18 protein-coding genes are annotated in these 23,804 nt (G+C 70.4%); 6 read left to right on the top strand and 12 right to left on the bottom strand.

Annotation, left to right across the window (positions count from 1 at the left end; genetic code table 11):
• Positions 1–38: 38 nt before the first annotated feature.
• From ACSHT8_RS22970 to ACSHT8_RS22960, 3 genes are all read left to right on the top strand, one after another.
• A complete protein-coding gene (locus ACSHT8_RS22970) occupies positions 39–2,288 on the top strand; it encodes a hypothetical protein (protein ID WP_436492968.1) in 2,250 nt (749 codons plus the stop codon).
• Between the two features lie 237 nt (positions 2,289–2,525).
• Positions 2,526–3,284 carry a hypothetical protein gene (locus tag ACSHT8_RS22965; RefSeq protein WP_436492967.1) on the top strand — a complete coding sequence of 253 codons (759 nt, stop codon included), beginning with the start codon at positions 2,526–2,528 and terminating at the stop codon, positions 3,282–3,284.
• Between the two features lie 195 nt (positions 3,285–3,479).
• The gene (locus ACSHT8_RS22960) at positions 3,480–6,656 is read left to right on the top strand and encodes a beta strand repeat-containing protein (protein ID WP_436492966.1); all 3,177 of its coding nucleotides are present in this window, start codon (positions 3,480–3,482) and stop codon (positions 6,654–6,656) included.
• A gap of 96 nt (positions 6,657–6,752) precedes the next feature.
• Here the strand turns inward: ACSHT8_RS22960 and ACSHT8_RS22955 are convergent, their stop codons facing one another.
• The 9 genes from ACSHT8_RS22955 to ACSHT8_RS22915 form a co-directional block, all read right to left on the bottom strand.
• On the bottom strand, positions 6,753–7,595 hold the full coding sequence (locus ACSHT8_RS22955) for a GGDEF domain-containing protein (protein ID WP_436492965.1): 843 nt from the start codon (positions 7,593–7,595) through the stop codon (positions 6,753–6,755).
• Positions 7,596–7,694: 99 nt separating this feature from the next.
• Positions 7,695–8,474 carry a dioxygenase family protein gene (locus ACSHT8_RS22950; RefSeq protein ID WP_436492964.1) on the bottom strand — a complete coding sequence of 260 codons (780 nt, stop codon included), beginning with the start codon at positions 8,472–8,474 and terminating at the stop codon, positions 7,695–7,697.
• 83 nt (positions 8,475–8,557) lie between these two features.
• Positions 8,558–11,143 (bottom strand): replicative DNA helicase, encoded by a 2,586-nt coding sequence (gene dnaB, locus ACSHT8_RS22945; protein WP_436492963.1) that lies wholly within the window; start codon positions 11,141–11,143, stop codon positions 8,558–8,560.
• A gap of 427 nt (positions 11,144–11,570) precedes the next feature.
• Positions 11,571–12,029, bottom strand: a complete 459-nt coding sequence (gene rplI, locus ACSHT8_RS22940) for a 50S ribosomal protein L9 (RefSeq protein WP_436502148.1) — start codon at positions 12,027–12,029, stop codon at positions 11,571–11,573.
• 15 nt (positions 12,030–12,044) lie between these two features.
• The gene (rpsR, locus tag ACSHT8_RS22935) at positions 12,045–12,293 is read right to left on the bottom strand and encodes a 30S ribosomal protein S18 (protein ID WP_054053205.1); all 249 of its coding nucleotides are present in this window, start codon (positions 12,291–12,293) and stop codon (positions 12,045–12,047) included.
• Positions 12,294–12,350: 57 nt separating this feature from the next.
• Positions 12,351–12,842 (bottom strand): single-stranded DNA-binding protein, encoded by a 492-nt coding sequence (locus tag ACSHT8_RS22930; RefSeq protein WP_054053203.1) that lies wholly within the window; start codon positions 12,840–12,842, stop codon positions 12,351–12,353.
• Between the two features lie 16 nt (positions 12,843–12,858).
• Positions 12,859–13,149, bottom strand: coding sequence for a 30S ribosomal protein S6 (gene rpsF, locus ACSHT8_RS22925; protein WP_091377087.1), 291 nt, complete (start codon positions 13,147–13,149; stop codon positions 12,859–12,861).
• An 84-nt stretch (positions 13,150–13,233) separates the two neighbouring features.
• Positions 13,234–14,067 carry a hypothetical protein gene (locus ACSHT8_RS22920; protein ID WP_436492962.1) on the bottom strand — a complete coding sequence of 278 codons (834 nt, stop codon included), beginning with the start codon at positions 14,065–14,067 and terminating at the stop codon, positions 13,234–13,236.
• A gap of 58 nt (positions 14,068–14,125) precedes the next feature.
• Positions 14,126–15,115: a hypothetical protein gene (locus ACSHT8_RS22915; protein ID WP_436492961.1), complete on the bottom strand. Its 990-nt coding sequence runs from the start codon at positions 15,113–15,115 to the stop codon at positions 14,126–14,128.
• 154 nt (positions 15,116–15,269) lie between these two features.
• On the opposite strand from ACSHT8_RS22915, the gene ACSHT8_RS22910 reads away from it, so the two are divergent.
• The 3 genes from ACSHT8_RS22910 to ACSHT8_RS22900 are packed head-to-tail and all read left to right on the top strand — an operon-like array spanning position 15,270 to position 17,841.
• A complete protein-coding gene (locus ACSHT8_RS22910) occupies positions 15,270–16,040 on the top strand; it encodes a deoxyribonuclease IV (protein WP_436492960.1) in 771 nt (256 codons plus the stop codon).
• 5 nt (positions 16,041–16,045) lie between these two features.
• Entirely contained in the window at positions 16,046–17,455 is a 1,410-nt protein-coding gene (locus tag ACSHT8_RS22905) for a glycosyltransferase family 87 protein (protein ID WP_436492959.1), read from the top strand.
• Entirely contained in the window at positions 17,452–17,841 is a 390-nt protein-coding gene (locus ACSHT8_RS22900) for a DUF3052 domain-containing protein (RefSeq protein ID WP_436492958.1), read from the top strand. Before ACSHT8_RS22905 ends, ACSHT8_RS22900 begins: the two co-directional genes overlap by 4 nt.
• On the opposite strand, the gene rarD is transcribed toward ACSHT8_RS22900, so the two are convergent.
• From rarD to ACSHT8_RS22885, 3 genes are all read right to left on the bottom strand, one after another.
• Positions 17,838–18,761 carry an EamA family transporter RarD gene (rarD, locus tag ACSHT8_RS22895; RefSeq protein WP_436492957.1) on the bottom strand — a complete coding sequence of 308 codons (924 nt, stop codon included), beginning with the start codon at positions 18,759–18,761 and terminating at the stop codon, positions 17,838–17,840. The genes ACSHT8_RS22900 and rarD overlap by 4 nt on opposite strands.
• Before the next feature lie 56 nt (positions 18,762–18,817).
• Positions 18,818–20,407 (bottom strand): glycosyltransferase family 87 protein, encoded by a 1,590-nt coding sequence (locus tag ACSHT8_RS22890; protein WP_436492956.1) that lies wholly within the window; start codon positions 20,405–20,407, stop codon positions 18,818–18,820.
• 109 nt (positions 20,408–20,516) lie between these two features.
• Positions 20,517–23,741, bottom strand: a complete 3,225-nt coding sequence (locus ACSHT8_RS22885; protein ID WP_436492955.1) for a transglycosylase domain-containing protein — start codon at positions 23,739–23,741, stop codon at positions 20,517–20,519.
• Positions 23,742–23,804: the final 63 nt, after the last annotated feature.

The following is a 23,804-nucleotide window of genomic DNA, read 5'->3' as shown; positions in this document are numbered from 1 at the left end:
CGTCCCAGGGCGACCAGTCCATCTGATGTGATGGGCCTGTGATCGAAGTCGGAGAGTCCTATGTGCCGCTCGCCGCGCTGACGGCGACCGAGCAGCGGGTCCGCGCGGCGTTCTCCACCGGCACTCCGATCGACCTCGACGGCCAGGAGGTGCGCGGCCCCGTGCTCGCCGGGCTGCTCACCGGCGCCTACCCGCTCGACCCCGGCGCCATGCCCGCGCTGCGCCTGGACAACGCCGTGGTCACCGGCGTGTTCGACATCGAGGGCCGGGTCGTCGGCCACGTCGTGGCGCTGCGCCGCTGCGAGTTCCGCCGCCCGCCGATCCTGCGGATGGCCCGGCTCGTCGCGCTGACCATGCCCGGCTGCCGGGTGCCCGGGGTCAAGGCCCGCAACCTGCGCGTCGGCAGCGACCTCGTCCTCGAACCGGGCTTCACCTGCACCGGCGTGCTCGACCTGACCGACGCCACGATCGAGGGCACCCTGCGGCTGGCGGGCGCGGTGCTGCGCAACCCCGGCGCCGCCGCCCTGCTCGCCGCCCGGCTGCGCGTGTCGGGGTCCATCCAGGCCGTGGCCGCCCGCGCCTACGGCGAGGTGCGGCTGCGCGGCGCCAACATCGGCGGCAGCGTGCACCTCACCGGCGCCCGCCTCGACCACCCGACCGGCCCCGTGCTCGAAGGCACCGGCCTCGTCGTCGAGGGCAACCTGCTGTGCGACTCCGGCGGCGGCCGCTTCCACGCCGTCGGCACCGTGCTGCTCACCGGCGCCCGCGTCGGCGGCGACGCCGCGTTCTCCGGCGCCCACCTGCGCGACGGCAACGGCGGCGGCTCCGACAGCCACGTGCTCGTGCTGCCGCGCGGCAGCGTCGAGGACCACGCCGTGCTCGACGCCGACCGGTTGCGCGTCGAGGGCGACCTGAAGCTCGACGCCGGGTTCACCGCGCTCGGCGCGGTCGGCCTGCGTGGCGCCCGCATCGGCGGCCACCTCCTGCTGTCCGGCGCCACCATCGGCCGCCCCGAGGTCGTGGCCCGGCTCGCCGCCTGCTTCGCCGAGGGCAAGCCGGTCGACCGAGTGCCGGTCGCGCTGGTCGCCGACGGCATCGAGGTCCAGGGCGACGTGGAGGGTCGAGGAGCGATCCGCGGCAAGATCGACTCCGACGGCGACCAGCGGTACGCCTTCCGCGCCCACGGCCAGGTCCGGCTGGTCGACGCGCAGGTGCACGGCAGCGCCAGCCTCGCCCGCGCCCGGCTGCGCGGCCCCGGCATCGACGTGCTGTTCGCCGACCGGCTCCGCGTCGGCGGCACGCTGTTCCTGCGCAAGGTCCGGGTCAGCGGCTCGGTGCGGCTGCAGAACGCCGCCATCGGGTCGAGCCTCGACTGCTCCGGCGCCCGGTTCATCAAGCCGCGATTACGCCCCAACGGCACGGTGAAGCCGTCACTGGACGCGCGCGTCGCATCGATCGGCAAAGACCTTCTCTGTAGTTATGGCTTCCGCGCGGTCGGCGGCGTGCGGGTGCGGCTCGTCGAGGTCGGCAAGATGGCCACCTTCGGCGGCGCCCGGCTCGGCGGCCGGACCGGCCCAGGCCAGCCGGTCACCGACAAGTCGCTGTCGGCCTACGGGCTCACCGCGCAGGAGCTGGTGCTGTCGTTTCCCCCGTCGTTCCCGCCGCGCGGGCAGGTGGTGCTGACCCGCGCGTCGGTCGTGTCGGTGATCGACGGACCCGGCCTGTGGGCCGCGCGCGGCGGGGTCGACCTGGAGGACTTCACCTTCACCGCGATCACCGCCCACCCCGAGGTGCCGGTGCGCACCCGCCTCGCCTGGCTGCGCCACGTCCAGCCCGACTTCGCCCCCGGCCCGTACGAGCAGCTCGCCGCGGTCTACTCCGGCGGCGGCGACGAGGAACGCGCCCAGCAGGTCCAGCTCGAACGGCAGCGGCGGCGCTACGCCGAGCTGAACGTCGCCGGCCGCGCGTGGGGACGCCTGCAGGAGTGGACCGTGGGCTACGGCTACCGGCCGTGGCTCGCGATGGTGTGGCTGCTGGCGTTCTGGCTGTTCGGCACCATCTGGTTCAGCCACAACGTGATGGACAAGCTCGACGCCGACGTCAACCCGGTGTGGAACCCGCCGCTGCTGGCCACCGACCTGCTGCTGCCGATCATCGACCTCGGCCAGGACAACCGGTGGCGGATGGTCGGCGCGTCGCAGTGGATCCAGGGCGCGCTGATCGCCGTCGGCTGGATCCTGGCGACCACCGCCGCCGCGGGCGCGACCCGGGTGCTCAAGCGCAGCTGATCCACACCTGTGGACAGGTTCCGACATTCTTGCCCTGGAGCAGGGTTACTACTCAACGTGATCTGTGGAGACACTCTGTGTTCGTCACACGATCAGGTGGGCATCCTGTGTCACGCGTGCATAACGACGGCTCGTGATGCCAATGTCTGCGGTGCACGGTGATCGCCGTGCGGCCACATCTCGGACGTAGGCAGGTATCCGCACGTGAACCAGGCGAAGAGGGAGACGACCGCAGTCATGCGGCGCGTGGTCTCTCGCACGCTGATGGTTCTCGGCGGCGCCATCGCCACGACCGCGGCGGCGTGGGCCATCTCCGGCTCCACCGCCACCGCGGACACGCTCGACCTGCCCACCCCGGGCATCGAGCGCATCGACTCCGTCCTGCCCGCCGACGCCCCGGTCCGGATCAAGGATCTGACCGACGCCATCGGCCGGATCATCGGCGAACCGGACCCAGCGTTCGGCGAGCGGGCGAAGGCGGCGTTCGACGAGGTCGGCCGCGAGATCACCGAGCGCTTCGACGTCACCCCCACGCTGCCGATCGACCAGATCGACGACGTGGCCGACGTCGAGCTTCCGAGCACGACGCTGCCCGGTGACACCGCGGACCACGGCCCAGCCGTTGGGGTCGTCACCGCGCAGCCGATCGCATCGGCCACCACTCTTGTCGGGGTGCGGCCGGGCGCGATCGACCAGAACACCGTCGCGGGCGCGCAGGAGCGCGCCCTTTCCGACGGGATGTCCCGGCGTGGATCGCCGGAGACCTCGGACGAGGCTCCGGCTCAGCCCACCGGCCCCAGCCCGCTGGCGCCGCTGAGCTTCCCCGCCCCCGTTGGTTCCGGACACACCGGAACCGGCTCCGTGGATGCGCCGAGCTTCGGCCTGCTGTCCTCGGTTCCGTCGGGCACCGACCTGAACACCGCCGACGCCCCGCGCTCGGCCCAGGTCCACCTGCCCGTCGCCGTCGGCGCGCAGCCCGGCGTAACTCCCGACTGATTCCCGCGCGGCCGCGAAGGGTCTGACCTTCGCACGGTCATGCGCGCAAGTCGGCATGCCCAGGCCGCGCCAGCAGTCCTGCGGGCTTTATCCCGCAATCCCTGAGTACCGGGTGGCCGCAGAGCCCCGACGCGTCTTCCGCGTCCGGCCACCCGCTCATCCCCCGTAATGGGAAACCGAGAAGGAGAACACCAGATGCAGACCTGGGCGAAGCGCGGCTTGCAGACCGCGCTGGTCACGGGTGGTTTGTTGATGCTGGGTACCGGCATCGCCGCCGCTGACGACGTTGTTAGCCCCGACCAGCCGCCGTCGGCGCTGGACGGGTCGGTCAAGATCCCGGTCAAGATCGACAACAACGCCCTCGGCACCCCGTTCGGCCAGAAGGACCTGCCCGGCGTCAACCGCGAGGTCGCGGTGTCGCCGAGCAGCCTCACCAAGGCACTGCCCACCCCCGGTGGCGCCACCCCGGCCCTGCCCACCTCGGGCCTGGCCACCCCGGCCCTGCCCACCTCGGGCCTGGCCACTCCGGCCCTGCCCACCACCGGCACCCTGCCGACCCCGGCCGTGCCCGCCGCGGGCATGCCGACCCCCGGCCTGCCCACCTCGGGCCTGCCCACCTCGGGTCTGGCCACCCCGGCGCTGCCGACCGGCAACGTCGGCCCGGTCGCCGGTCCGGCCTCCGGCCCGCTGGCCCCGGTCCAGGGCCTCACCTCGGCGACCAGCGCGCTGAACCCGGCCTCGGCCGCCGCCCCGCGGCACGCCACCCACGACGGTGACCCGCTGCGCGGCAACAAGATCGTCGGCGACCTGGTCATCCCGGTCGACATCTCGGGCAACGCCATCGCCCTGCTCGGCAACGCCTCGGTGGAGAACAGCTCCGAGCAGCACGTCGCGCACACCCAGCCGATCATCACCTCGGGCACCGACAGCGGCCTCGCGGGCAACGTCGTGGCCCTGAACTGGGCGGCCCCCGTCCAGATCACCGGCAACGCGCTGGCCGTGCTCGGCAACGCCGACACCTACAACACCGCCTCGCAGTCGGCCGTCTCCGGCGGCGACATCGAGACCGACGGAACCCACGGCTCCATCGCGGGCAACGTCCTCGCGGGCCACCTGGCCACCCCGGTCCAGGTCAACGGCAACGCGGGCGCGGCGGGCGGCAACGCCACCGCAGACTCGGCCAGCTCCTCGGAGGCCACCTCCGGCGGCAGCATCTGGACCAGCGGCCAGGACGGCTCCATCGCGGGCAACGCCGCCGCGCTGCCCATCGGCTCCCCGGTGCAGGGCAACGGCAACTCCGTCGCCGTCGCGGGCATCTCCGAGACCTACAGCAGCAGCGACGCCGTCGCCAAGGCGGGCGAAGAGGTCGAAGGCATCTTCGGCTCGCAGAACTACATCACCACCAACGGCGACCCGGCCACCGCCTCCGGCAACGTCGTGCAGCCCGCGCTGGCCGGCCCGGTCGCGCTGACCTGCAACGCCGCCGCGGGTGTCGGCAACAGCGACGCCGCGTGCACCAGCAGCGGCGACGCCGAGGCCGGTGGCGGCAACCTGACCACCGGTGAGGGCTCCACCCTGTCCGGCACCGTCGCGCACGCCCCGGTCGCCATCCCGACCCAGGGCGCGGGCAACGCCGCGGGCGCCATCGGCAACGCGTTCACCGACTCGGCCACCGCGGTCGACTCGTCGGCGGGCGGCCACTCCTACACCAAGGCCGACGGCAGCGTGCTGTCCGGCACCGTGCTGGAGCCGTCGGTCGGCGCGCCGATCGACGCGTGCGGCAACACCGGTGCGGGCGGCGGCCAGGCGGGCGCGGTCTGCGACAACACCAGCAACACCGAGTCCGGCGGCGACGCGGGCACCACCGGCAACGACAGCGTCGGCGGCGGCAACGCGGGCACCGTGCCCGTTGCCCTCCCCGGCGAGGTGCTGGGCAACACCGTCGGCGCGGCGGGCTCCTCGGAGACCACCACCGTCGAGAACAAGGTCACCTCCTCGGGTGGCGACAACAACACCGTCGACGACGCGGGCACCCTGGCCTCCAACCTGGTGACCGTCCCCGTCTCCGGCCCGGCCCAGGTCACCGGCAACGGCGCGGGCGCCATCGCCGACACCGACGCCACCACCGACACCGCGAGCGACATCACCGCGGGCGGCTACTCCCGCGCCAAGGGCGACGGCGGCTCGCTGGCGGGCAACATCGTCCAGGCCCCGGTCGCCGTGCCGACCCAGGTGTTCTCCGAAGGCGCGACCGCGGTCGGCCACGGCAACACCCTCGGCACCAACGACGTCCAGTCGACCTCCGGCGGCTACGCCGAGAGCACCGGCGCGGGCGGCGCGGGCGCGGGCAACATCGTCTCGGCCCCGGTCGGCTCGGCCGTCCAGGCATACGGCGAGTCGGTCGCGGCCCTCGGCATCAACGAGGCGGCCGCCGAGAGCATGACCGAGTCGACCGCGGGCGGCACCGCGGAGACCACCGGTGAAGACGGCACCGTCTCGGGCAACGTGGTCAGCGCCCAGGCGCTGCCGATCGTCCAGACCTTCGGCGCCGCGGCGACCGGTGTCGGCGGTCAGGGCGACGCCGCCGCGACCAACAACACCACCGGCGCCTCCGGTGGCGACATCGCCACCAACGGCGACAACGGATTCCTGTCCGGCAACCTGCTCGACGTGCCCGCCGCGGCCGTCGCGCAGCCGCACGGCGACGCCGTCGCCGCGGTCGCCAGCGACTCGCTGGCCGCGTCCGACAGCGCCACCCAGGGCACTGCCGGTGGCACCTCCACCACCAGCGGCCAGGGCGGCAGCCTCAACGGCCTCGACCTGACCGCGCCGGTCGGCGTCGACGCCCCGGTCTACGACGTGCCCGTCGAGGTCCTCGCCGAGGCCATGACGTACTCCACCGACACCCGCGACATCACTGTCGGTGAGGACGGCCCGCAGCTCGAACTGCCGCAGGCCGGTGGCATGGAAGCCGCCGCCCTGCCGAAGCTGCCGAAGCTGGGCTCCCTGCCCGGCCGCGGCACCGCCCGTGCCGACTCGGCCAACCCGCTGGGTGGCCTGCTGGGCGGGCTTGGCGGCCTCAACACGGTGTCCGGCCTGCTGGGCGGCAACACCCTCGGTGGCGGCCTGCCCATCCCGAGCCAGACCGCTCCGCGCTTCGCTGCCCCGGCCATGCCCGGCCTGGACAACCTGCGCGGCGTGTTCTCGGGGAACCTGTTCCAGGCTCCGTCCCTGGACCGCCTGCCGGTGCAGACGCCCGCCCTCGCGGGTCTGAACGCCCCGGCACTCCCGGCTGACGTCGACGGCGAGCGTTCGCTGGCCGACACGCAGTCGCAGCTGGCCGGTGCCTTCGGCCACTTCCCGATCGGCTGACCACTGATCGGTTAGGGCGGGTCCGGCCCCGGACCCGCCCTGCACTACCTCCCTGAATACGGAAAGCCCCGCCTGCCAGGCGGGGCTTTCCGTGTCTCAGGCCAGGCGGGACTCGGCCTCGGAGATCATCTGGTGCACGGTCGCCGCGCCGTCGCTGCTGACCCAGCCGATCCGCAGCCGCGGGTGCACCAGGTGCCGGTTCACCCGTGTCGGCACCTCGGCGGCGGCCCGCACCTGGTCGGCGATCACCTCGCCAGACCCGCCCGGGTGGTCGGTGACCACGGCGAACGTGCCGCCGGTGTAGCGGGCGACGGTCTGGTCCTCGCGCAGGTCGCGCCGCAGGCGGGTGGCCAGGCGGGTGAGCAGTTCGTCGCCGTGGTCGAAGCCGTGTTCGGTGTTGATCTCCCCGAGTCCCCGCACGTCGGCCAGCACCAGCGTCGTGCGTCCGCCGTGCACCCTGGCCCTGGCGAGGCTCTGCTCGATCCGGTCGAACAGCAAGGCACGGTTCGGCAGTCCGGTGGTCGGGTCGAGCAGCCCGCGCAGTGGTTCGTCGATCACCGGCCGCACCACGAGCAGCGCCATGCGTTGGCCGCGGCACGTCACCGGGTGCAGGTCGACCCACAGCCGCCGAAACGCGCGCCCACCTCGGGCCACAACGAAGGGGACGGTGGTCGGCGCGTCGGCGCGAGCCGTCTGACCAGCCAGTTCAGCCATGCGCGGCAGCGGCGCGCCCGCGTCGTCGCACAGCCGCCAGTCCGCCGGGTGGGTGCCCGCGCGAAGGTGGTCGACGGGCAGATCGAGCAGATCAGCCGCTTTCGTGTTGGTCGCGATGACCGCGCCGAGGTGGTCGTGCAGCACCAGGCCGAACGGGATCTCCTCGACGAGCTCGTCCCAACTGGTGGCGAGGGCGGTCGGGTTGGCGAGGTGGACAGCGCTCATCGGCCCGCCCCTTCCGTCGCTGAGAGCTTTCGCAGAACCCTTCCTTGTCGACCCCGGCCAGTTCAAGCACCGAATACCACCCGTACCGGTGATCTTTGGTCAGTCGAATTGCCAGGATCGCTTCGCCAGCCCGAACCAGAACCCGTCGATGACGGACTTCTGATTGCTCAAAGTGTCCACACTGGCACCGAGAGAGACGAACAGCGGCGCGAAGTGCTCGGTGCGCGGGTGCGCCAGCCTCGCGGCAGGTGCCTTCCGCTCGAAGTCGATCAGCGCGTCGACGTCGTTCGCCACGATCGCCCGGTCACCCCAGTCGTCGAACTCCGACGACCACGCGGGCGGCGCGTGCCCGGCCCCGAGTTCCGGCGTCATCGCGCTGAGGTTGTGGGTGAAGAACCCGCTGCCGACGATCAGCACACCCTCGTCCCGCAACGGCGCGAGCTTGCGCCCGATCTCGAACAGCGCGGCCGGGTCCAGCGTCGGCATGGAGATCTGCAGCACCGGGATGTCGGCCTCGGGATACATCTCGACCATCGGCACATAGGCGCCATGGTCGAGCCCGCGCGCCGGATCGTCGGCGATGGGGGTGGCCGCGGACCGCAGCAGCGACCGCACCCGCCCGGCCAGCGCCGGTGCGCCGGGGGCGGGGTATTTGACCTGGTAGTAGTGGTCGGGGAAGCCCCAGAAGTCGTAGACCAGCGGCACCGTCTCGGTCGCGCCGATGGTGAGCGGGGCTTCCTCCCAGTGCGCGGACACGATGAGAATCGCGGTGGGCCGCTCGATGGAGGTCGACCAGTCGCGAAGCTGCTGTGTCCACAGGGGGTCGTCGGCCAGCGGTGGGGCGCCGTGGCTGAGGTAGAGGACGGACTGTCGGGTCATGCCTGTCACCCCTCGGTGGTTGAACCTTAAACAAGGTAGCACACAAGCGAGGGTTGTTGAATGTTCCAACTACTTTTCGGAGATCAGCCCTGGGCGAGGTCGGCGAACCGGCTGTAGTGCAGCTGGTGGGCGACGACCACCGTCGCGGTCGGGCCCGCACGGTGCTTGGCGATGATCAAGTCCGCCTCACCCGCCCGCGGGTCGTCCCGTTCCCAGGCGTCCGGCCGGTTCACCAGCAGCACGATGTCCGCGTCCTGCTCTAGGGAGCCGGACTCACGCAGGTCGGACAGCATCGGCCGCTTGTCCGTACGCTGTTCGGGGCCACGGTTCAGCTGACTGATCGCGACCACTGGCACCTCGATCTCCTTCGCCAGCAGCTTGAGCTGGCGGGAGAACTCCGAGACTTCCTGCTGCCGCGACTCGACGCGCTTGCCCGAGGTCATCAGCTGGAGATAGTCGACGATCACGAGCTTCAGGTCGTGCCGCTGCTTGAGCCGCCGCGCCTTCGCCCGGATCTCCATCATCGTCATGTTGGGCGAGTCGTCGATGAAGATCGGGGCCTCGCTGATCTCGCTCATCCGGCGGGCCAGGCGAGTCCAGTCGTCGTCGTTCATCTTGCCGCCGCGCATGTCGCCGAGGCGGATTCGGGCCTCGGCGGAGAGCATGCGCATGACGATCTCCGTCTTGCTCATTTCGAGCGAGAAGATGACGCTGCTCATCCCATGCTTGATGGAGCACGACCGCGCGAAATCCAGCCCCAGGGTGGAGTTGTGGGTCGGGATCATCGACCGGCTCGCCAGATACAGATGGTCGGCGTTGTCCACTTCCACGCATCGGACCGGGACACTCGGCACCGGGCGGACATCGACGATGTAGCGGACGGTGGGCCGGGCGGGGCGATCCGCGAGACGGTCCTTCTGCAGAAGGTGCTTGCGCTCCAGACGGAAGACGCGGTCCTGCGTGGTGAAGGTCATCGTGTACGCCGTGGACCGCTCTTCGTTTCGGCCCTTCACGCGCTTGGTGCGCATCCGACACCGGTAGCCGAGGCCGACGATCAGCTCATGGATGTCCTCCGCGAGCCGACGATCGGTCACCGAGATCTGCGCGGCGCCACTTGCGGTGACAGTTCCGTCGGTGTCCAACAGTCCAGCCAGCAGTGCGCGCCGCTGGGACTCGGCGCCACGCTGGTATCCGACGGGGATGTGCTTGGCGTTGAGCACGCCCAGCTTCCTCAGCACACCTTGCAGCGAACCGCGCTCGTGTCGGCAGGCTTGGCAGAGTGCGAGTCCGCACGACGGCTTGCCGCATGCGGGGCAAGCCGGTCGCGGGACCGGCGCTGAAACGAACCGCGCCTTGCCACCGCAACTGCGGCCGCAGGTCTTTACCTCGCTGGTCTTCGGTGTGAAAACGGCGCCGCAAACGACGCACTCCTTGATCGCGGGATCGTTGGAGCCCGCAGGCAACCGCAGGAAATAGCGAAGCCCGGCCCGGGGCACGGCTTCAATACCCTCGGTCTCGATGTGACAGATGATCTCTGGGTCGGCCGTCGTGAATCGGGAGGACGCGGAGTCGCCGTCGCCGAGCCAGGCGCCCAGGGTGTACGGCGGGACCGGGAGTTCGGCGGCGTCCGCCACCAGTGGCGCGGTGTTGGCGACAGCGTGGTTCGCACGACTGTCGGATGTCGAGCAGCGCACGGTCTCGGCAAGGTCCGCTGTCGTTCGGACACCGGACCTTGGACCGCGGGCGGCACGGCGAGAGGCGCGTGTGCTTGTCAGCCATTGGTGTTCCGCGTCGGCGACGATGGTCGTTCCGTCGCTGAACTCGACCTCGTAACACGGCCGGTCGAGCATCACATCTGTCGCGGCGACAACCCGAGTCGGGCGTCCGTCCGCGTCGAAGAGAAGGTCACCGACCTGGACCTCGCCCATGGTGGTCCACCCGCTCGGAGTTGGCAGCGGTGTGTCCAGCGCGAGCGCCTTGCCGACGCCGGGGCGGGCGGCGACGATGATCATCTGGCCGGGGTGCAGGCCGTTGGTGACCTCGTCCAGGTCAGTGAACCCTGTCGGGATACCCAGCGAATTGCCGCCGCGGGAGGCGATGGCGTCGATCTCGTCCATCGTCGGCTGCAGCAGTTCCTCGAGCGCGACGTAGTCCTCGCTCATGCTGCGCTCGGTGACCTCATAGATCGACGACTGCGCGCGGTCCACGATCTCGGCGACGTCCGCGCCCTCGGCGCCCTGATAGCCGAGCTGCACGATGCGCGTCCCCGCCTCGACCAGCCTGCGCAAGATGGCCTTCTCGGCGACGATTTCCGCGTAGTACCCGGCGTTCGCGGCCGTCGGCACGGTGGCGATCAGCGTGTGCAGGTACGGCGCTCCGCCGACGCGGCGGAGTTCGCTGCGTCGTTCCAGTTCGGCGGAGACCATGATCGGGTCGGCGGGTTCGCCGCGGCCGTAGAGGTCGAGGATGCAGTCGTAGATCATCTGGTGCGCGGGGCGGTAGAAGTCGCCGGGGCGCAGGGCTTCGATGACGTCGGCGATGGCGTCCTTCGACAGCATCATGCCGCCGAGGACGCTCTGTTCGGCGGCGAGGTCCTGGGGTGGCTGGCGGTCCATGCCGGACTCGGGGCCACTGGGCATGGGCGGCACCCGGTCGTCGGTCAGCGCCATGCGCCCCCCTTCCCCTCGTACATCTGTTCGCCAAACGGTACGTGCACGCACCCACAAAACGCGGCAATTCCGTGGGTGTGGCGCCGACGCTAGATCCCCCGGACGGCCGCTTGCAAACGACCTTGGGGATGCCGCTGTGGACAACTTGGGGATGGCTGCGGACACCTGAGCACAGCTCGGTCGGCGGCTGTGGACAACTTGGGGACAAGTAGCTCGGTCTGTAACGAACCTGCTGGTCAGAGCCTGTGCACAAGGTGTGGAGAAACCCGTTCGGCGTGTCGCGGGAAGTGGACACGCCGGGCGTGTCGCCGCAGCCGTCACCTCACCGGGTGACCCCTACCTGTGGACAACTTGTGGACAACCCGGCGACATGCGAACCGCCCCTCCCGCGGGTGGCGGAAGGGGCGGTTCGACGACCCGATCGGGTCTAGCTTGCGGCCTTGACCTCAACGGTGAAGGCAGCGGTCACGTCCGGGTGCAGCCGCACGTTGACCGGGTGCTTGCCCACGGTCTTGATGTGGCCGGACACCTCGACGGAGCGCTTGTCGAGCACCGGGCCGCCCGCGGCCTTGACGGCGGCGACGATGTCGGCGGTGGTGATCGAGCCGAACAGCTTGCCCGAGTTGGCGGCCGCCTTGGCGGTCAGCGGCACGCTGCCGAGCTGGGCCAGCGTGTTCTTGACCTCCTTGGCGTGGTCGAGGTCGCGGATCCGGCTGGCCTCCTGGGCCCGGCGGATGACCTGGACCTGCTTCTCGGCGCCCTTGGTGGCGACGATGGCGAAGCCGCGCGGCAGCAGGTAGTTGCGGCCGTAGCCGTTCTTGACCTCGACGACGTCGCCGGGGCCACCCAGGCCGGTCACGTCAGTGGTGAGGATGAGCTTCATGATGCTGTCTCCTCCTGATCAGCGAGCGGTCGAGGTGTAGGGAAGCAGCGCGACCTCACGGGCGTTCTTCACCGCGATGGCGACGTCACGCTGGTGCTGGCTGCAGTTGCCGGTCACCCGACGCGCGCGGATCTTGCCGCGGTCGGAGATGTACTTGCGCAGCAGCGTGGTGTCCTTGTAGTCGATGTTCACAGGACGGTCCTTCTTGACGTCCTTGCAGAACACGCAGACTTTCTTCTTCGGCTTGCGAATGGGTGGCTTGGCCACGGTCTTACTCCTGGTCTTCTTCTGAGTGATATGAGTCTGGGGCGATCAGTCGACTGATCAGAAGGGGGGCTCGTCGTTGAAGCCGCCGCCGCCACCGCCGCCTGACGGAGGAGCGGAGCCCCACGGGTCGTCGGCGGGCGCGCCCGATGGGCCGCCGTATCCGCCGCCGCCACCACCGGTGCCTCGACTGACCTTGTTGACCTTCGCCGTCGCGTACTTCAGCGACGGGCCGACCTCGTCGACCTCGAGCTCGATGACGGTGCGCTTCTCGCCCTCACGGGTCTCGAAGGACCGCTGCTTGAGCCGTCCGCTCACGATCACCCGCGCGCCGCGGGTCAGCGACTCGGCCACGTTCTCCGCGGCCTGCCGCCAGATGTTGCATCGCAGGAACAGCGCTTCGCCGTCTTTCCACTCGCCGCTCGCCTTGTCGAACGTGCGAGGGGTGGACGCGACGGTGAAACTCGCCACGGCCGCACCCGACGGGGTGAAGCGCAGTTCCGGATCGGCGGTCAGGTTGCCGATCACCGTGATCGTCGTGTCACCAGCCATCGTTGCCTCCGGCCCGTCAGGCGTTCTCGCGGCGCATGACCTTGGTCCGCAGAACGGACTCTTGCAGCGAGAGCTGGCGGTCGAGTTCCTTGACCGCGGCGGGCTCGGAGATGATGTCGAGCACGGCGTAGATGCCTTCGGCGTGCTTCTTGATCTCGAAGGAGAGGCGACGCTTGCCCCAGATCTCGACCTTCTCGACGTTGCCACCCGACGTGCGGATCACGTTGAGGAACGTGTCGAGTGACGGAGCGACAGTTCGCTCATCGAGTGTGGGGTCGAGGATGACCATAACCTCGTAATGACGCATGAAGACCACTCACCTCCTGTGGACTCGGCGGCCACGGACGATCCGTGGCAGGAGGGTCTGCCGAAGAAGCGTAACAGCGTGCGATTACGCCTTGCGCAGCACCCAGGTGCGGACAAGTGCACCAGTCACCACCGACAGCGCCAACACCGCCACCAGGATCGGCACGCCGATCGTGTCGGCGGGGGCCGCGGGCAGCGCCTTGGCCGCGCCCGCGCCGCGGATCTCCTGGTTGTCGCTGAGCAGGCCGAACTCGGGCGCGAACCCGGGGACGCTGCCGTACCGGGCGTTGGGCGACGGGGTGAACAGGCCCGCCTTGGCGAACGGGATCGTGCCGTAGTCGCGTGGCGCGGTGGCGAACATGGCCGCGTCGTACAGGCGGACCGGTTCGGTGCTTGTCGAGCCGCCGACCGGCTGGGCGTTGGGCGCCGTCGGGCTGCCCGGCTTGGGCGCCGGGGTGCTGCCGGGCTTGGGCTTGGACGCGTCGAGCGCGCGCACGGTCATGCCGCACTTCTCGGTCACCAGCTGCTTGACCTTGGCGACGGCGGCGTCGGTGTGCGGGACCAGCTCCCCCATCGGCCTGACGGCCTCGGCCACGACGTCGGCGATGGCCGCGGCGGGGATCTCCCCGGTGCCGTCGGGCACCACGCCCACGGGCAGCGGCCCGCCGAGCGGGAAGGTCAGGGTGACCGCGGCGGCGCGCAGCGTGCCGAGGCCCGGGGTGTCGTTGACCGCTTGGGACACCAGCCCGACGACAGCCAGCCGGGCCAGGTAGACCGGCTGGCCCTTGAACGCGGTGACGTTCTGATGGCAGTCGACGGCGAGGAACGGCAGTGGCGCGGCGGCGGCCGGACTCGCGCCGAGGAAAGCGGTGGCGCAGGCAGCGAGCATTACGAGAGTCGAGCCAATCAGTCGCCGCACCCATTCACCCTTTCGTGGTGATCGCCACTAGCGGATGAACGATAGCCGCTGGATCAGGTCACGCCACGGTGCGACGGAGTACCCAAGTCCGCACCAGGGCGGCGGTGACGCCGGACAGCGCGAGAACCGCGAGCAGCACCGGGAAGGCGATCTTGCCGCCGCCGACCGGGGTCAGCGCGTCCGCGTGGCCCGCCTGCTGCACGCCGTCGGTGTCGTTGTTGGCGCCGAGGATGCCGAACTGCGGGGTGTAGCCGGGGACCGCGCCGCCGTAGCGCACGCCGGGCGACGGGGCGAACAGCCCGGCCTTGGCGAAGGGCAGGTTCGAGTAGTCGGCCATCGGGGAGCGGCCGAAGTCGTAGCCGCCGAGGACGGAGGAGTTGCTGGTCGGCACGCCGCCGAGCACGGGCTGGTTGGACCCGGGCAGGGTGACCCCGCCGCCGGTCGCCGGGGCCGAGCCGCCGCCAGGGGTGCCCGCCGGGGGCTTGTTGGTACCGGGCGCGGGCGAGGTCCCGCCGCCGCCGGGCAGCGGCAGGGCGGCGACACCCTGCTCGATGACGCCGCCGACGGTCTTAGCGCCCTCCTGGACCGGCGCCACGGCGGTGTTCACAACGGTCACGACGATGGCGCAGCCCGAGGTCAGCGCGCCTTGGACGCTGCCGATCAGGGTGGTGAGCACGCCGCCGATGAGCGGGATCTTCTCGATCGCGGCCTTGATTCGCGGGACGGCGGTCGAGGCGATGGTGCCGCCAGAGATGGTCGTGTTCGCGTTGGGGATGGCGCCGAGCGGGATGTTGCCCATCCCGTTGATCGCCTTCGTGATGGCTGGCCCGAGCAGCGGCACCGCGTTCACGATGTCCGTGATCGGGCTGAGCACCGCGCTCGGGCTCAGCGAGATCGGGGTGCCGGGGGCGCCCTGGATGCTGGTGGAGCAGTCGCCGACCACGATGGGCTGGGCGGCCTGCGCACTGGAGGACATGGCGAGGCTCGCCGTCGCCGTGCCCATCACGAGCACGAGGCCGGTCGCGAACGTCTTCACACGGCGTCGCATGCTCATCCTCCGCGGTACTGACAAGTAGCTTACGTAGAAGAAACGACGATAACCCCTCGCTGTGACGCCAACCAGGTCCGAATGTGCCTAATTCACCCTCACCTGGGGGCCGCGAACGCCGTCTTGACGCCACCGCCGACTACGCTCGCGAGTCATGAGCATCGGCGCCCACGTCCGTGACGACGACCCGGTTGGCGCCGCGCGCGAGCGCGACGCCGAGGTCGTCCAGTTCTTCCTGGCCGATCCGCAGAGCTTCAAGGCCCCGAAGCCGCACCCGCAGACCGAGCAGCTGCTCGCCTCCGACCTCACGGTGTTCGTGCATTCGCCGTATCGGGTGAACATCGCCTCGACCAACAACCGCATCCGCATCCCGTCGCGGAAGCTCGTCGTGCAGCACGCCGAAGGCGCGGCCACGGTGGGCGCCAAGGGTTTGGTCGTGCACGGCGGCCACCTCGGCGCCGACGAGGATCCGGCGATCGGCATCGACAACTGGCGCAAGTTCTTCGAGCGCCAGCAGGCCGACGGCGGCTTCGCGGTGCCGATCCTCATCGAGAACACCGCGGGCGGCGACAACGCCATGGCCCGCCGGTTCGACATGCTCGCCCGGCTGTGGGACGCGGTCGGCGAGTTCGGCGCCGGGTTCTGCCTCGACACCTGCCACGCGTTCGCCGCGGGCGAGGACCTGATCGGCATCGTCGACCGAGTGATGGAGATCACAGGCCGAATCGACCTCGTCCACCTCAACAGCTCGCGCGACGAGTTCGGCTCCACGCGCGACCGGCACGACAACATCAGGACTGGCACGATCGACGCGAAGCAGCTCGTCGACGTGGTGGCCGCCGCGGGGGCGCCCGTGGTGGTGGAGACCCCGGCCGACGGCCAGGCGGAGGACATCGCGTTCCTGCGCGACGCCCTCGGGCGGTGAGTGACATGCCCGTGACGGCAGGGACGGAGAGCGCGTTGCTCGAAGCGCGGCAGGAGCGGTCGTCGACCGTCGCCCGCCTCAGTCGCACCGCGCTCGCCGGGCTCGTGCTGCTCTGCGGGATCACGCTGCTCATCGGCTTCGCCAACAAGGACCGCTGCGCGGGCCCCGAGTTCGACCAGTGGGGCCGCAGCCAGCCCGACTTCCACGAGCGCAAGTACGCCGACGTCTGCTACTCCGACATCCAGTACCTGTGGATCGGCCGCGACATCGACCGGCACGTCTTCCCGTACGTCGACGGCGGGATGAACGAGAACGGCGACCTGGTCGGCGGCAGCGTCGAGTACCCGGTGCTCACCGGCCTGCTGATCTGGGCGGGGGCGATCTTCGCCAACACCGACGCCGAGTTCCTGCTGTTCTCCGCGCTGATCATGGCCCCGTTCGGCCTGGCCACCGCGTGGCTGCTCGGCAGGCTGTCCCGGTGGCGCGCGCTGATCTGGGCGCTGTCGCCGCCGCTGATCCTCTACGCCTTCCACAACTGGGAGCTCCCGGTCGTGGCGTGCGCGGTCGCCGCCGTCTACGTCGTGCACCGCGGTTGGGGCAAGCGCGGGGTCGACCGGCCGCTGATAGACCGCGCCCTGGTCGCGGCGATGCTGCTCGGACTCGGTTTCGCGTTCAAGCTCTATCCGGCGATTTTCGTCCTGCCACTGATGTTCTATGTGCTCACCGGCGGCCGTGGTGGCGCGGAGCTGCCGGAGGGCAAGCGCCGCGACGTCGCGGGCATGGTCCGGGTCGCGCTCGTGTCGATGGCCACGGCGGTCGCGGTCAACATCCCGTTCGCGGTCGCGGGCTGGGACGGCTGGCTCGCGTCGTTCGTCTTCCAGGGCCAGCGCAAGGCCGACATCACGGCCAACTCGATCTGGTTCTGGGCGTTCCGGCCCGATTCCGACCCGGGCAACGAGGCCGTCCAGGGCTTCATCAGCTTCGCATCGCCGCTGCTGGTCGTGGCGTCGTTCCTCGCCGCGGTGGTCGTCGGCTGGGTGCGCTACCAGCGCGAAGGCACCTATCCGTGGGTCGCGGTGTCGGCGGCGATGCTGTGCGGGTTCCTGCTGCTGCACAAGGTCCACTCGCCGCAGTACACGCTGTGGCTGGTGCCGATGTTCGTGCTGCTCAAGATCCGGTGGGGCTGGATCGCGGCCTACTTCGCCGCCGACTTCGCGATGGGTGTCGGGATCTTCCTGTGGTTCGCCAGGATCGCGGCCAGGCAGCCGTCGGGCATGTACGACAGCTTCAGCGCCCAACTCGTCATGATCGGCGTGTGGGGCCGGGCGGCGCTGCTGGTCGGGTTGTTCGTGGCGTTCCTGTCGGCGCGGTCGACGTTCGAGGAAGAACGGGCGCCACTACCGTCATCGGTGTGACGACCGGGTATTCGGGCAAGCCGCTGCCGGACAAGCTCGGCGTGCAGCCGGGGTCGCGGGTGCTGGTCACCGCCGCGCCCGCCGGGTTCGTCCTCGGCGTCCCCCACCACTCGCGCGCGGGCCGGGAGCCCTACGACGTCATCCTGTTGTTCTGCCCGTGGTTCGCCGACCTCGACCGCGCGTGGGAGACGGCCGTCGCGCGCACCGCGATCAACGGCGCGCTGTGGGTGGCGTGGCCGAAGAAGGCCGCGAAGGTGCCGACCGACCTCGACGAGAACCGGGTGCGGGAGCACGCGCTCGCCAACGGGCTGGTCGACGTGAAGGTGTGCGCGATCGACGAGAAGTGGTCGGGCCTGAAGCTGGTCCGCAGGCTAAAGAACCGCTAGACCAGCTCGACCTCACGCTCCAGTTCGCGCAGCGCCGCGGCCTTGCGGCGGGTCAGCAGCGACTCGGTGGTGATCACCACGAGCGCCAGCCACACCAGGCCGAAGCCGACCCAGCGGGCGGTGGTCATGGTCTCGTGGAAGACGATGATCCCGCAGAGGAACTGCACGGTGGGCGCGGTGTATTGGAGCAGGCCCAGGGTCGTCAGCGACACCTTGGTCGCCGCCGCGCCGAACATGAGCAGCGGGATCGCGGTGAGCACGCCGGTGCCCGCGAGCAGTACCGCGTTGAGCCAGCCCGCGTTGCCGAACGTGCCGCCGCCGCCCGCGAATAGGAACGTGAGCGCGATCGGGGCCAGCAGCAGCGTCTCCAGGGCCAGGCCCTCGGTCGAGCCGACGTCGGCCTTCTTCTTCATCAGCGCGTACGTGCCAAACGAGAACGCCAGGGTCAGCGCGATCCACGGCAGCCTGCCGTAGTCGAACGTCAGCTCGACGACCGCGGCCAGCGCGATCGCCAGGCCCGCCCACTGGCCCGGTCGCAGCCGCTCCTCGAGCACGACGACGCCGAGCAGGATCGTGACCAGCGGGTTGATGAAGTAGCCGAGCGAGGTCTCCACGACCTGGCCGCTGTTGACGCCGTAGATGTAGACGCCCCAGTTCATCCCGATCGTGACCGCGCCCGCGCTGATGAACAGCAGCCTGCGGCGGTCCGCCAGCACGGCCCGCAGCTGGGTCCAGCGGCGGGCCACGACGATCAGGACCAGCACCGCGAGCAGCGACCAGACGATGCGGTGGGCCAGGATCTCGACCGGCCCGGCCGGGCGGAGCAGCGGCCAGTAGAGCGGGAAGAAGCCCCACATGAGGTAGGCGCCGAAGCCGAGGAGGAACCCACGTCGCTGCCCGGCCACTGGCCCTCCGATCATCCCACCATTGCGTCTCGCGCTCAGTCTCACATGGACAGCGCGAATCGCCTACCTGCTTATTCCGCCGCGACCGGGGTTCGCCGGGGCAGAACGAACTTGTCCGGCGCGCCGTCGAGCACCCCGCCCGCCGGGTCGTCCACGCCCCACTTGCGGACCAGGTCGCGCGCCGGGTGGTAGATCTCGTAGATCACCAGCGCGCACAGCGCCAGCACCGCGACGTCGCGCGCGACGACGAAGCCGAGGAACCAGTCCTCCGGCAGCCCGCGGTTGCCTTCGCCCAGGTAGTAGGCCATGCGCGGCGCCCAGACCAGCGCGTCGATCGTCATCCAGGCCAGCAGCGGTTTCCACCGCGGGATCGCCAGCACCGCGATCGGCACCAGCCACAGCGAGTACTGCGGACTCCACACCTTGTTGGTGATCAGGAACGCCGCGACGACGAGGAACGCCAACTGCGCCACCCGCGGCCGCGTCGGCGCGTGCCAGGCGATGAACGCCACACCCAGGCAGGCGACGATGAACAGCGCCGCCGTCACGAAGTTGAGGACCGACGGCGACTCGCCGAAGGCCAGCGGACCGTCGAACCCCGGCCAGTCGGCCCAGTGCATGATCACGTTGTAGAGCGAGTCCGGGTCGGCGCCGCGATCGGAGTTCCGCCGGAAGAACTCACCCCACCCCTTGCGCAGTGGCTCGTAGAGCACGAACGGCGCGTTGATCGCCGCCCAGGTCAACACCGCGGCGACCGCCGAGCGCGTCCACACCTTCAAGTGGCCGGACCGGATGCAGAGCACCAGCAGCGGCCCGAGCAGGAACAGCGGATACAGCTTCGCCGCGCCACCGAGCCCCAGCAGGATGCCCGCGAGCACCGGCCGCTTGCGCGCCCAGGCGAGCAGGCCGACCGCCGCGCACGCCGTGGCCAGCGTGTCGAAGTTGGTGAACGCGTGCACGATCACCAGCGGCGACAGCGCGATGAACGCCGCGTCCCACGGTCTGCGCCGCGCTGTCCGCGCGACCGCCCAGATCGTCACCAGCCACGCCAGGGCCAGCCAGAACGCGCTGATGTCGAAGTACACGACGACGGGCAGACCGGTCGGCAGCCAGCCCTGTTTCGCCAGGGCCTGCCAGCCGTCGGTGAGTTTGGCGTTGAACCACTGGAACATCCCGGTGATCACCGGGTACTCCATGTACCGCTCGTGCTGAGTCGGCTTGCCCTCGTCGTCGTACCACATGGTCAGGTACGGGAAGCCGCCCTTGTCCAGCCGCTCGGCCGAGTACAGGGGGACGATGTCGGAGTAGCACATCGCGGTGAACTGGCGGCTGGACCGCCAGTCGAGTTCCAGCTGCCCCTGCCCCGCGTCGTACTGCTGGATGCACGGCGACTTCTGGAACCACCCCAGCGCCAGCGTCACCACCGCGATCAGCAGCGTCACCCGCAGTGGCGTCCAGAACCAGTGCCTGCCGACGGCGGCGTGCCTGCCGGTGATCCCGCCGAACGGCGCGCTGGCGTGCTTGGCCAGCGACTCCGTCCACGTCGGCCGGTCCCGCTCCCGCGGCCCGAGACTGGCGGTGTCGTCCACACGCTGCTCGCCGCCCACCGGACTGGACGAAGACGAGTCGACCTCTTCGGTCCGACCGGGATCAACAGACACGCGCGCGATGCTACGGCCTGGCGCCCCGGTGCGGGGTGGACCCGCGGAGAAATGCCGAAGGCGGCGCTCACCTGGGGGTGAACGCCGCCTTCGGGACTAGCGGATCGCGCTAATTGTTGCCGGGAAGCGGGATGATCGGCTCCGTCGTCGTCGGACCAGGGCGGGTCGGCCGGGTCTGCTTCGTCGTGGTCGTCGGTTCCGGGTCGGTCGTCTTCGTCGGCTTGCCGTCGGTGGTGGTCGTCGGCTGCGAGTCCGTCGTCGTGGTCGTCGGCGGCACGCTGGCGACGCTTGACGGTGGCTTGGGCTCGGCCTTGCCGATGGGCTCGAACTTGCCGAAGTTCTCCTGCTTGAGCTTCAGCGTCTGGTGATAGCTGTTCATGAACTTCTGCCAGATCTTGCCGGGCAGACCGGAGCCATAGATGATCTTGCCCTTGGCGTCCTTGAGTCGCAGCTCGGTCTTGTCACCGCTGAGGGAGACCGCTGTGGACAACTGCGGGGTGTAGCCGACCATCCACGCCTTGGCGTTGTCCGGCGTGTCGCCGTACTGGTGGGTGCCGGTCTTGCCCGCGCAGAGCCTGCCACCCGCGCACTCGATGCCAGACGACTTCGGGATCGGCAGCAGCGTCTCGGTGACGTTGCGCGCGATCTTGGCGCTGACCTCTGGGTTCTCGTCGAAGGCGGGCCGCTCCTGGTAGTCGGCCTGCGTGGCCTCTTCGAGGACGACCTGGCCGTCCGGCTTCTCCACCTTCGAGACGAATCGTGGCATCCGGTAGATGCCGCCCGCGGCGAAGGTCGCGTAGGCCGAGGCCATGTCTGTGGTGGTCACCTGGGTGTTACCACCACCGATGGCGATGTTGATGTCGCCCGCGGCCTTGTCGAGCGGCGAGAGCACGCCCGCTTCCTTCGCGGCCTCGGCCACCCCGCCGGGCTTGACGTCGTTGTAGACCATGTCGCTGAACACGACGTTCAGCGATTCCTTCATGGCCTGCGCGACGGTGCACTCACCACAGCCGGGCTTGGACGCGTTCTTGACGATGTGCTTGGAGCCAGGCGGGAACGCCTTCGGGGCGCTGTCGTAGGTCTCGTAGATCCCCTTGCCCTTCTTCAGCAGCCCGACGAGGTCGAACGGCTTGAAGGCCGAACCAGGTTCCTGCGGGGCCGAGGCGAAGTCGGTTCCGATGCCGTTGGCGCTGGGGTAGTAGGCCAGGATGTGGCCGGACTTCGGGTCTATCGCGACCAAACCGGGGTGCAGATTGGCGGGTTGACCGGTCATGACCTCGTTGACGGCGGTCTCCGCGAGTTGCTGGGCGGTCTTGTCGATCGTGAGGGTGATCTTGTAGCCGTTCTGCTTGATCATTTCCTCGGTGATGCCGCGGTCCTTGAGCTCGCTGTAGACCAGGTCGGGGAGGCCGGTCAGCGTCGCGGGCAGGCCCGCCCCCTTGGTCTCCTCCGGTGGGACCGGGGGAACGAACGGCTGCGCGGCGAGTTCGGCCTGGGTCATCCAGTTGTTGGCGATCATCCGGCCGGTCACGTAAGTCCACCGGGACTTCTGATACTCGACGTCCTTGTGCCGCGACGGGGTTTGGATCATGCCCGCGAGCAGCGCGGCCTGCGATTTGGAGAGCGCGTTGAGATCGTCGACGCCGTAGTACGCCTTCGCCGCCGCCGCGATGCCGTAGGCGCCGCGGCCGAAGTAGATGGTGTTGAGGTACGCGGTGATGATCTCTTCTTTGTTGTAGGTCTCGTTCATCTTGTACGACTTGACGACCTCGACCCACTTGCGGGTGAGGGTGGCGTCATCGTGGCCGCTGGCCTTCTTGATGTACTGCTGGGAGATCGTCGAGCCACCGCCACCGCCGCCGGTGACGTTGTTCCAGGCGGCGCGCATGATGCCCGTGAGGTCGAAGCCGGAGTTGGTCTCGAAGCTGGCATCCTCGGCGGCGTACACCGCGTGCAGGACGTCCTTGGGGATCTGGTTGTAGCTCAGCATGATCCGGTTGCCGCCGGACTTGGCCAGCTTCGCCATGTCCGTGCCGTCGCGCCACGCGAGCGTGACGACCTTGTCCTGCTGGTTGGCGACGTCCTCGGGGCTCTCGACCTCGACCAACTGATAGGTGATGAAGAACGCCAGCACCGGCAGGATGATCATGAGGGCGGTGCCGACGTAGGCCGTGCGCCGAACCCGGCGCCAGATCTTCTTCCGCCGGAGCCGCTTGCTCTCCTCGTCGGACACCGGCTCGTCGTCGTCGGGACCGTAGTCGTCGTCGGCGTAGCTGTCCTCGTAGTCGGGCTCGCGGTGGGTGAGCAGCGCGGGCTCGGCCCGGCTCTGGCCGGGGTTCTGCGGGAGGTACACGGTCGGGTCCTCGGCTGGATCGTGCATGGGCCTGCCCGGCGGCACGTGCGGCGGCCGCAGCCCGCCCTGCGGGAGCGCCACCGTCTCACCGCCACCGGGAATGGCACGGGTCGCGTCCGCACCGGGGCCGTTCATCCCGGGGCGGGGCGCGTTGAAGCCGCCGAGTCCGCCGGGACCCGCGTTGAAGCCACCAGGGCCACCAGGATTGCCAGGTCCACCGGGCCCGCCAGGGCCACCAGGGTTGCCAGGTCCGCCGGGGCCACCAGGTCCGCCGGGGCCACCAGGTCCGCCGGGGTTGCCGGGGTTGCCGCCGCTGGGGCCACCTGGCCCGCCCGCCGCGCCGAATCCGCCCGCGCCCGCGGGTCCGCCACCCATGCCGGGCGCGCCGCCCACAGCCTGTCCACCAGGCGCACCCGCGCCATCAGCACCGAAGCCGCGCGGCCCACCCGGGCCGCCAAAACCGGCGGGGCCGCCGGGCCGACCGGCACCAGCCGCGAAATCCTGTCCACCGGGGCCACCAGCGCCGAAGCCAGGCTCCCCGCCCGGCCCGCCCGCCGCCCTGCCCGCGCCTCCGTTGCCTGCCGCACCCGCGAAGCCGCCCGCGGCCGCCGCGCCCGCTTTGGCTGCGAAGCCCGCGCCATTCGCGCCTGCCGCCGCGCCCGCGCCACCCGCCGCGGCCGCGCCAAGTCCGCCCAGGCCAGGGGCGCCGGGTCCACCAGGACCGCGCCCACCAGGCCGGTTCACCCCACCCGAGCCAGGCGCGCTCTGCCGCGCCTGCCGCCCCGGTGGCTGCGCGCGCAATGTCTCGCCGTCGACGGACTCGACGGCGCCGGGCGCGCCGGGGTCGTCGTCCTCCTCCCACAGCGGGCTCCAGAACCCGGTGCGTTCGACGGGCTCGCCCCGCTGGGTCTTGTCCGCGTCCGGGTCGGCGCCGGAGGGCCACTCGGGCTCGCGTCGGCGGTGGTCACTGTGGTCGTTCACTTAAAAAGCCTCCCAAACCGGCGCCCCGATCTGGGGCGCCGTTCGGTGGTCATCCGCAGCGGA

It is taken from the genome of Actinokineospora sp. HUAS TT18, from assembly GCF_051364635.1.
Lineage (GTDB): Bacteria > Actinomycetota > Actinomycetes > Mycobacteriales > Pseudonocardiaceae > Actinokineospora.
Note: the sequence above shows the minus strand (reverse complement) of the source record. Positions and strands in the feature narration are given on the sequence as shown.

What these genes read in the sequence shown, in the direction of transcription:
- ACSHT8_RS22910 (WP_436492960.1), top strand. Translation starts at nt 15,270, where the DNA reads ATGAGCATCGGCGCCCACGTCCGTGACGACGACCCGGTTGGCGCCGCG.
- ACSHT8_RS22930 (WP_054053203.1), bottom strand. Translation starts at nt 12,842, where the DNA reads ATGGCTGGTGACACGACGATCACGGTGATCGGCAACCTGACCGCCGAT.
- ACSHT8_RS22915 (WP_436492961.1), bottom strand. Translation starts at nt 15,115, where the DNA reads ATGCGACGCCGTGTGAAGACGTTCGCGACCGGCCTCGTGCTCGTGATG.
- dnaB (WP_436492963.1), bottom strand. Translation starts at nt 11,143, where the DNA reads ATGGCGCTGACCGACGACCGGGTGCCGCCCATGCCCAGTGGCCCCGAG.
- rpsF (WP_091377087.1), bottom strand. Translation starts at nt 13,149, where the DNA reads ATGCGTCATTACGAGGTTATGGTCATCCTCGACCCCACACTCGATGAG.
- ACSHT8_RS22955 (WP_436492965.1), bottom strand. Translation starts at nt 7,595, where the DNA reads ATGAGCGCTGTCCACCTCGCCAACCCGACCGCCCTCGCCACCAGTTGG.
- rarD (WP_436492957.1), bottom strand. Translation starts at nt 18,761, where the DNA reads ATGATCGGAGGGCCAGTGGCCGGGCAGCGACGTGGGTTCCTCCTCGGC.
- ACSHT8_RS22905 (WP_436492959.1), top strand. Translation starts at nt 16,046, where the DNA reads ATGCCCGTGACGGCAGGGACGGAGAGCGCGTTGCTCGAAGCGCGGCAG.
- ACSHT8_RS22965 (WP_436492967.1), top strand. Translation starts at nt 2,526, where the DNA reads ATGCGGCGCGTGGTCTCTCGCACGCTGATGGTTCTCGGCGGCGCCATC.
- ACSHT8_RS22950 (WP_436492964.1), bottom strand. Translation starts at nt 8,474, where the DNA reads ATGACCCGACAGTCCGTCCTCTACCTCAGCCACGGCGCCCCACCGCTG.
- ACSHT8_RS22960 (WP_436492966.1), top strand. Translation starts at nt 3,480, where the DNA reads ATGCAGACCTGGGCGAAGCGCGGCTTGCAGACCGCGCTGGTCACGGGT.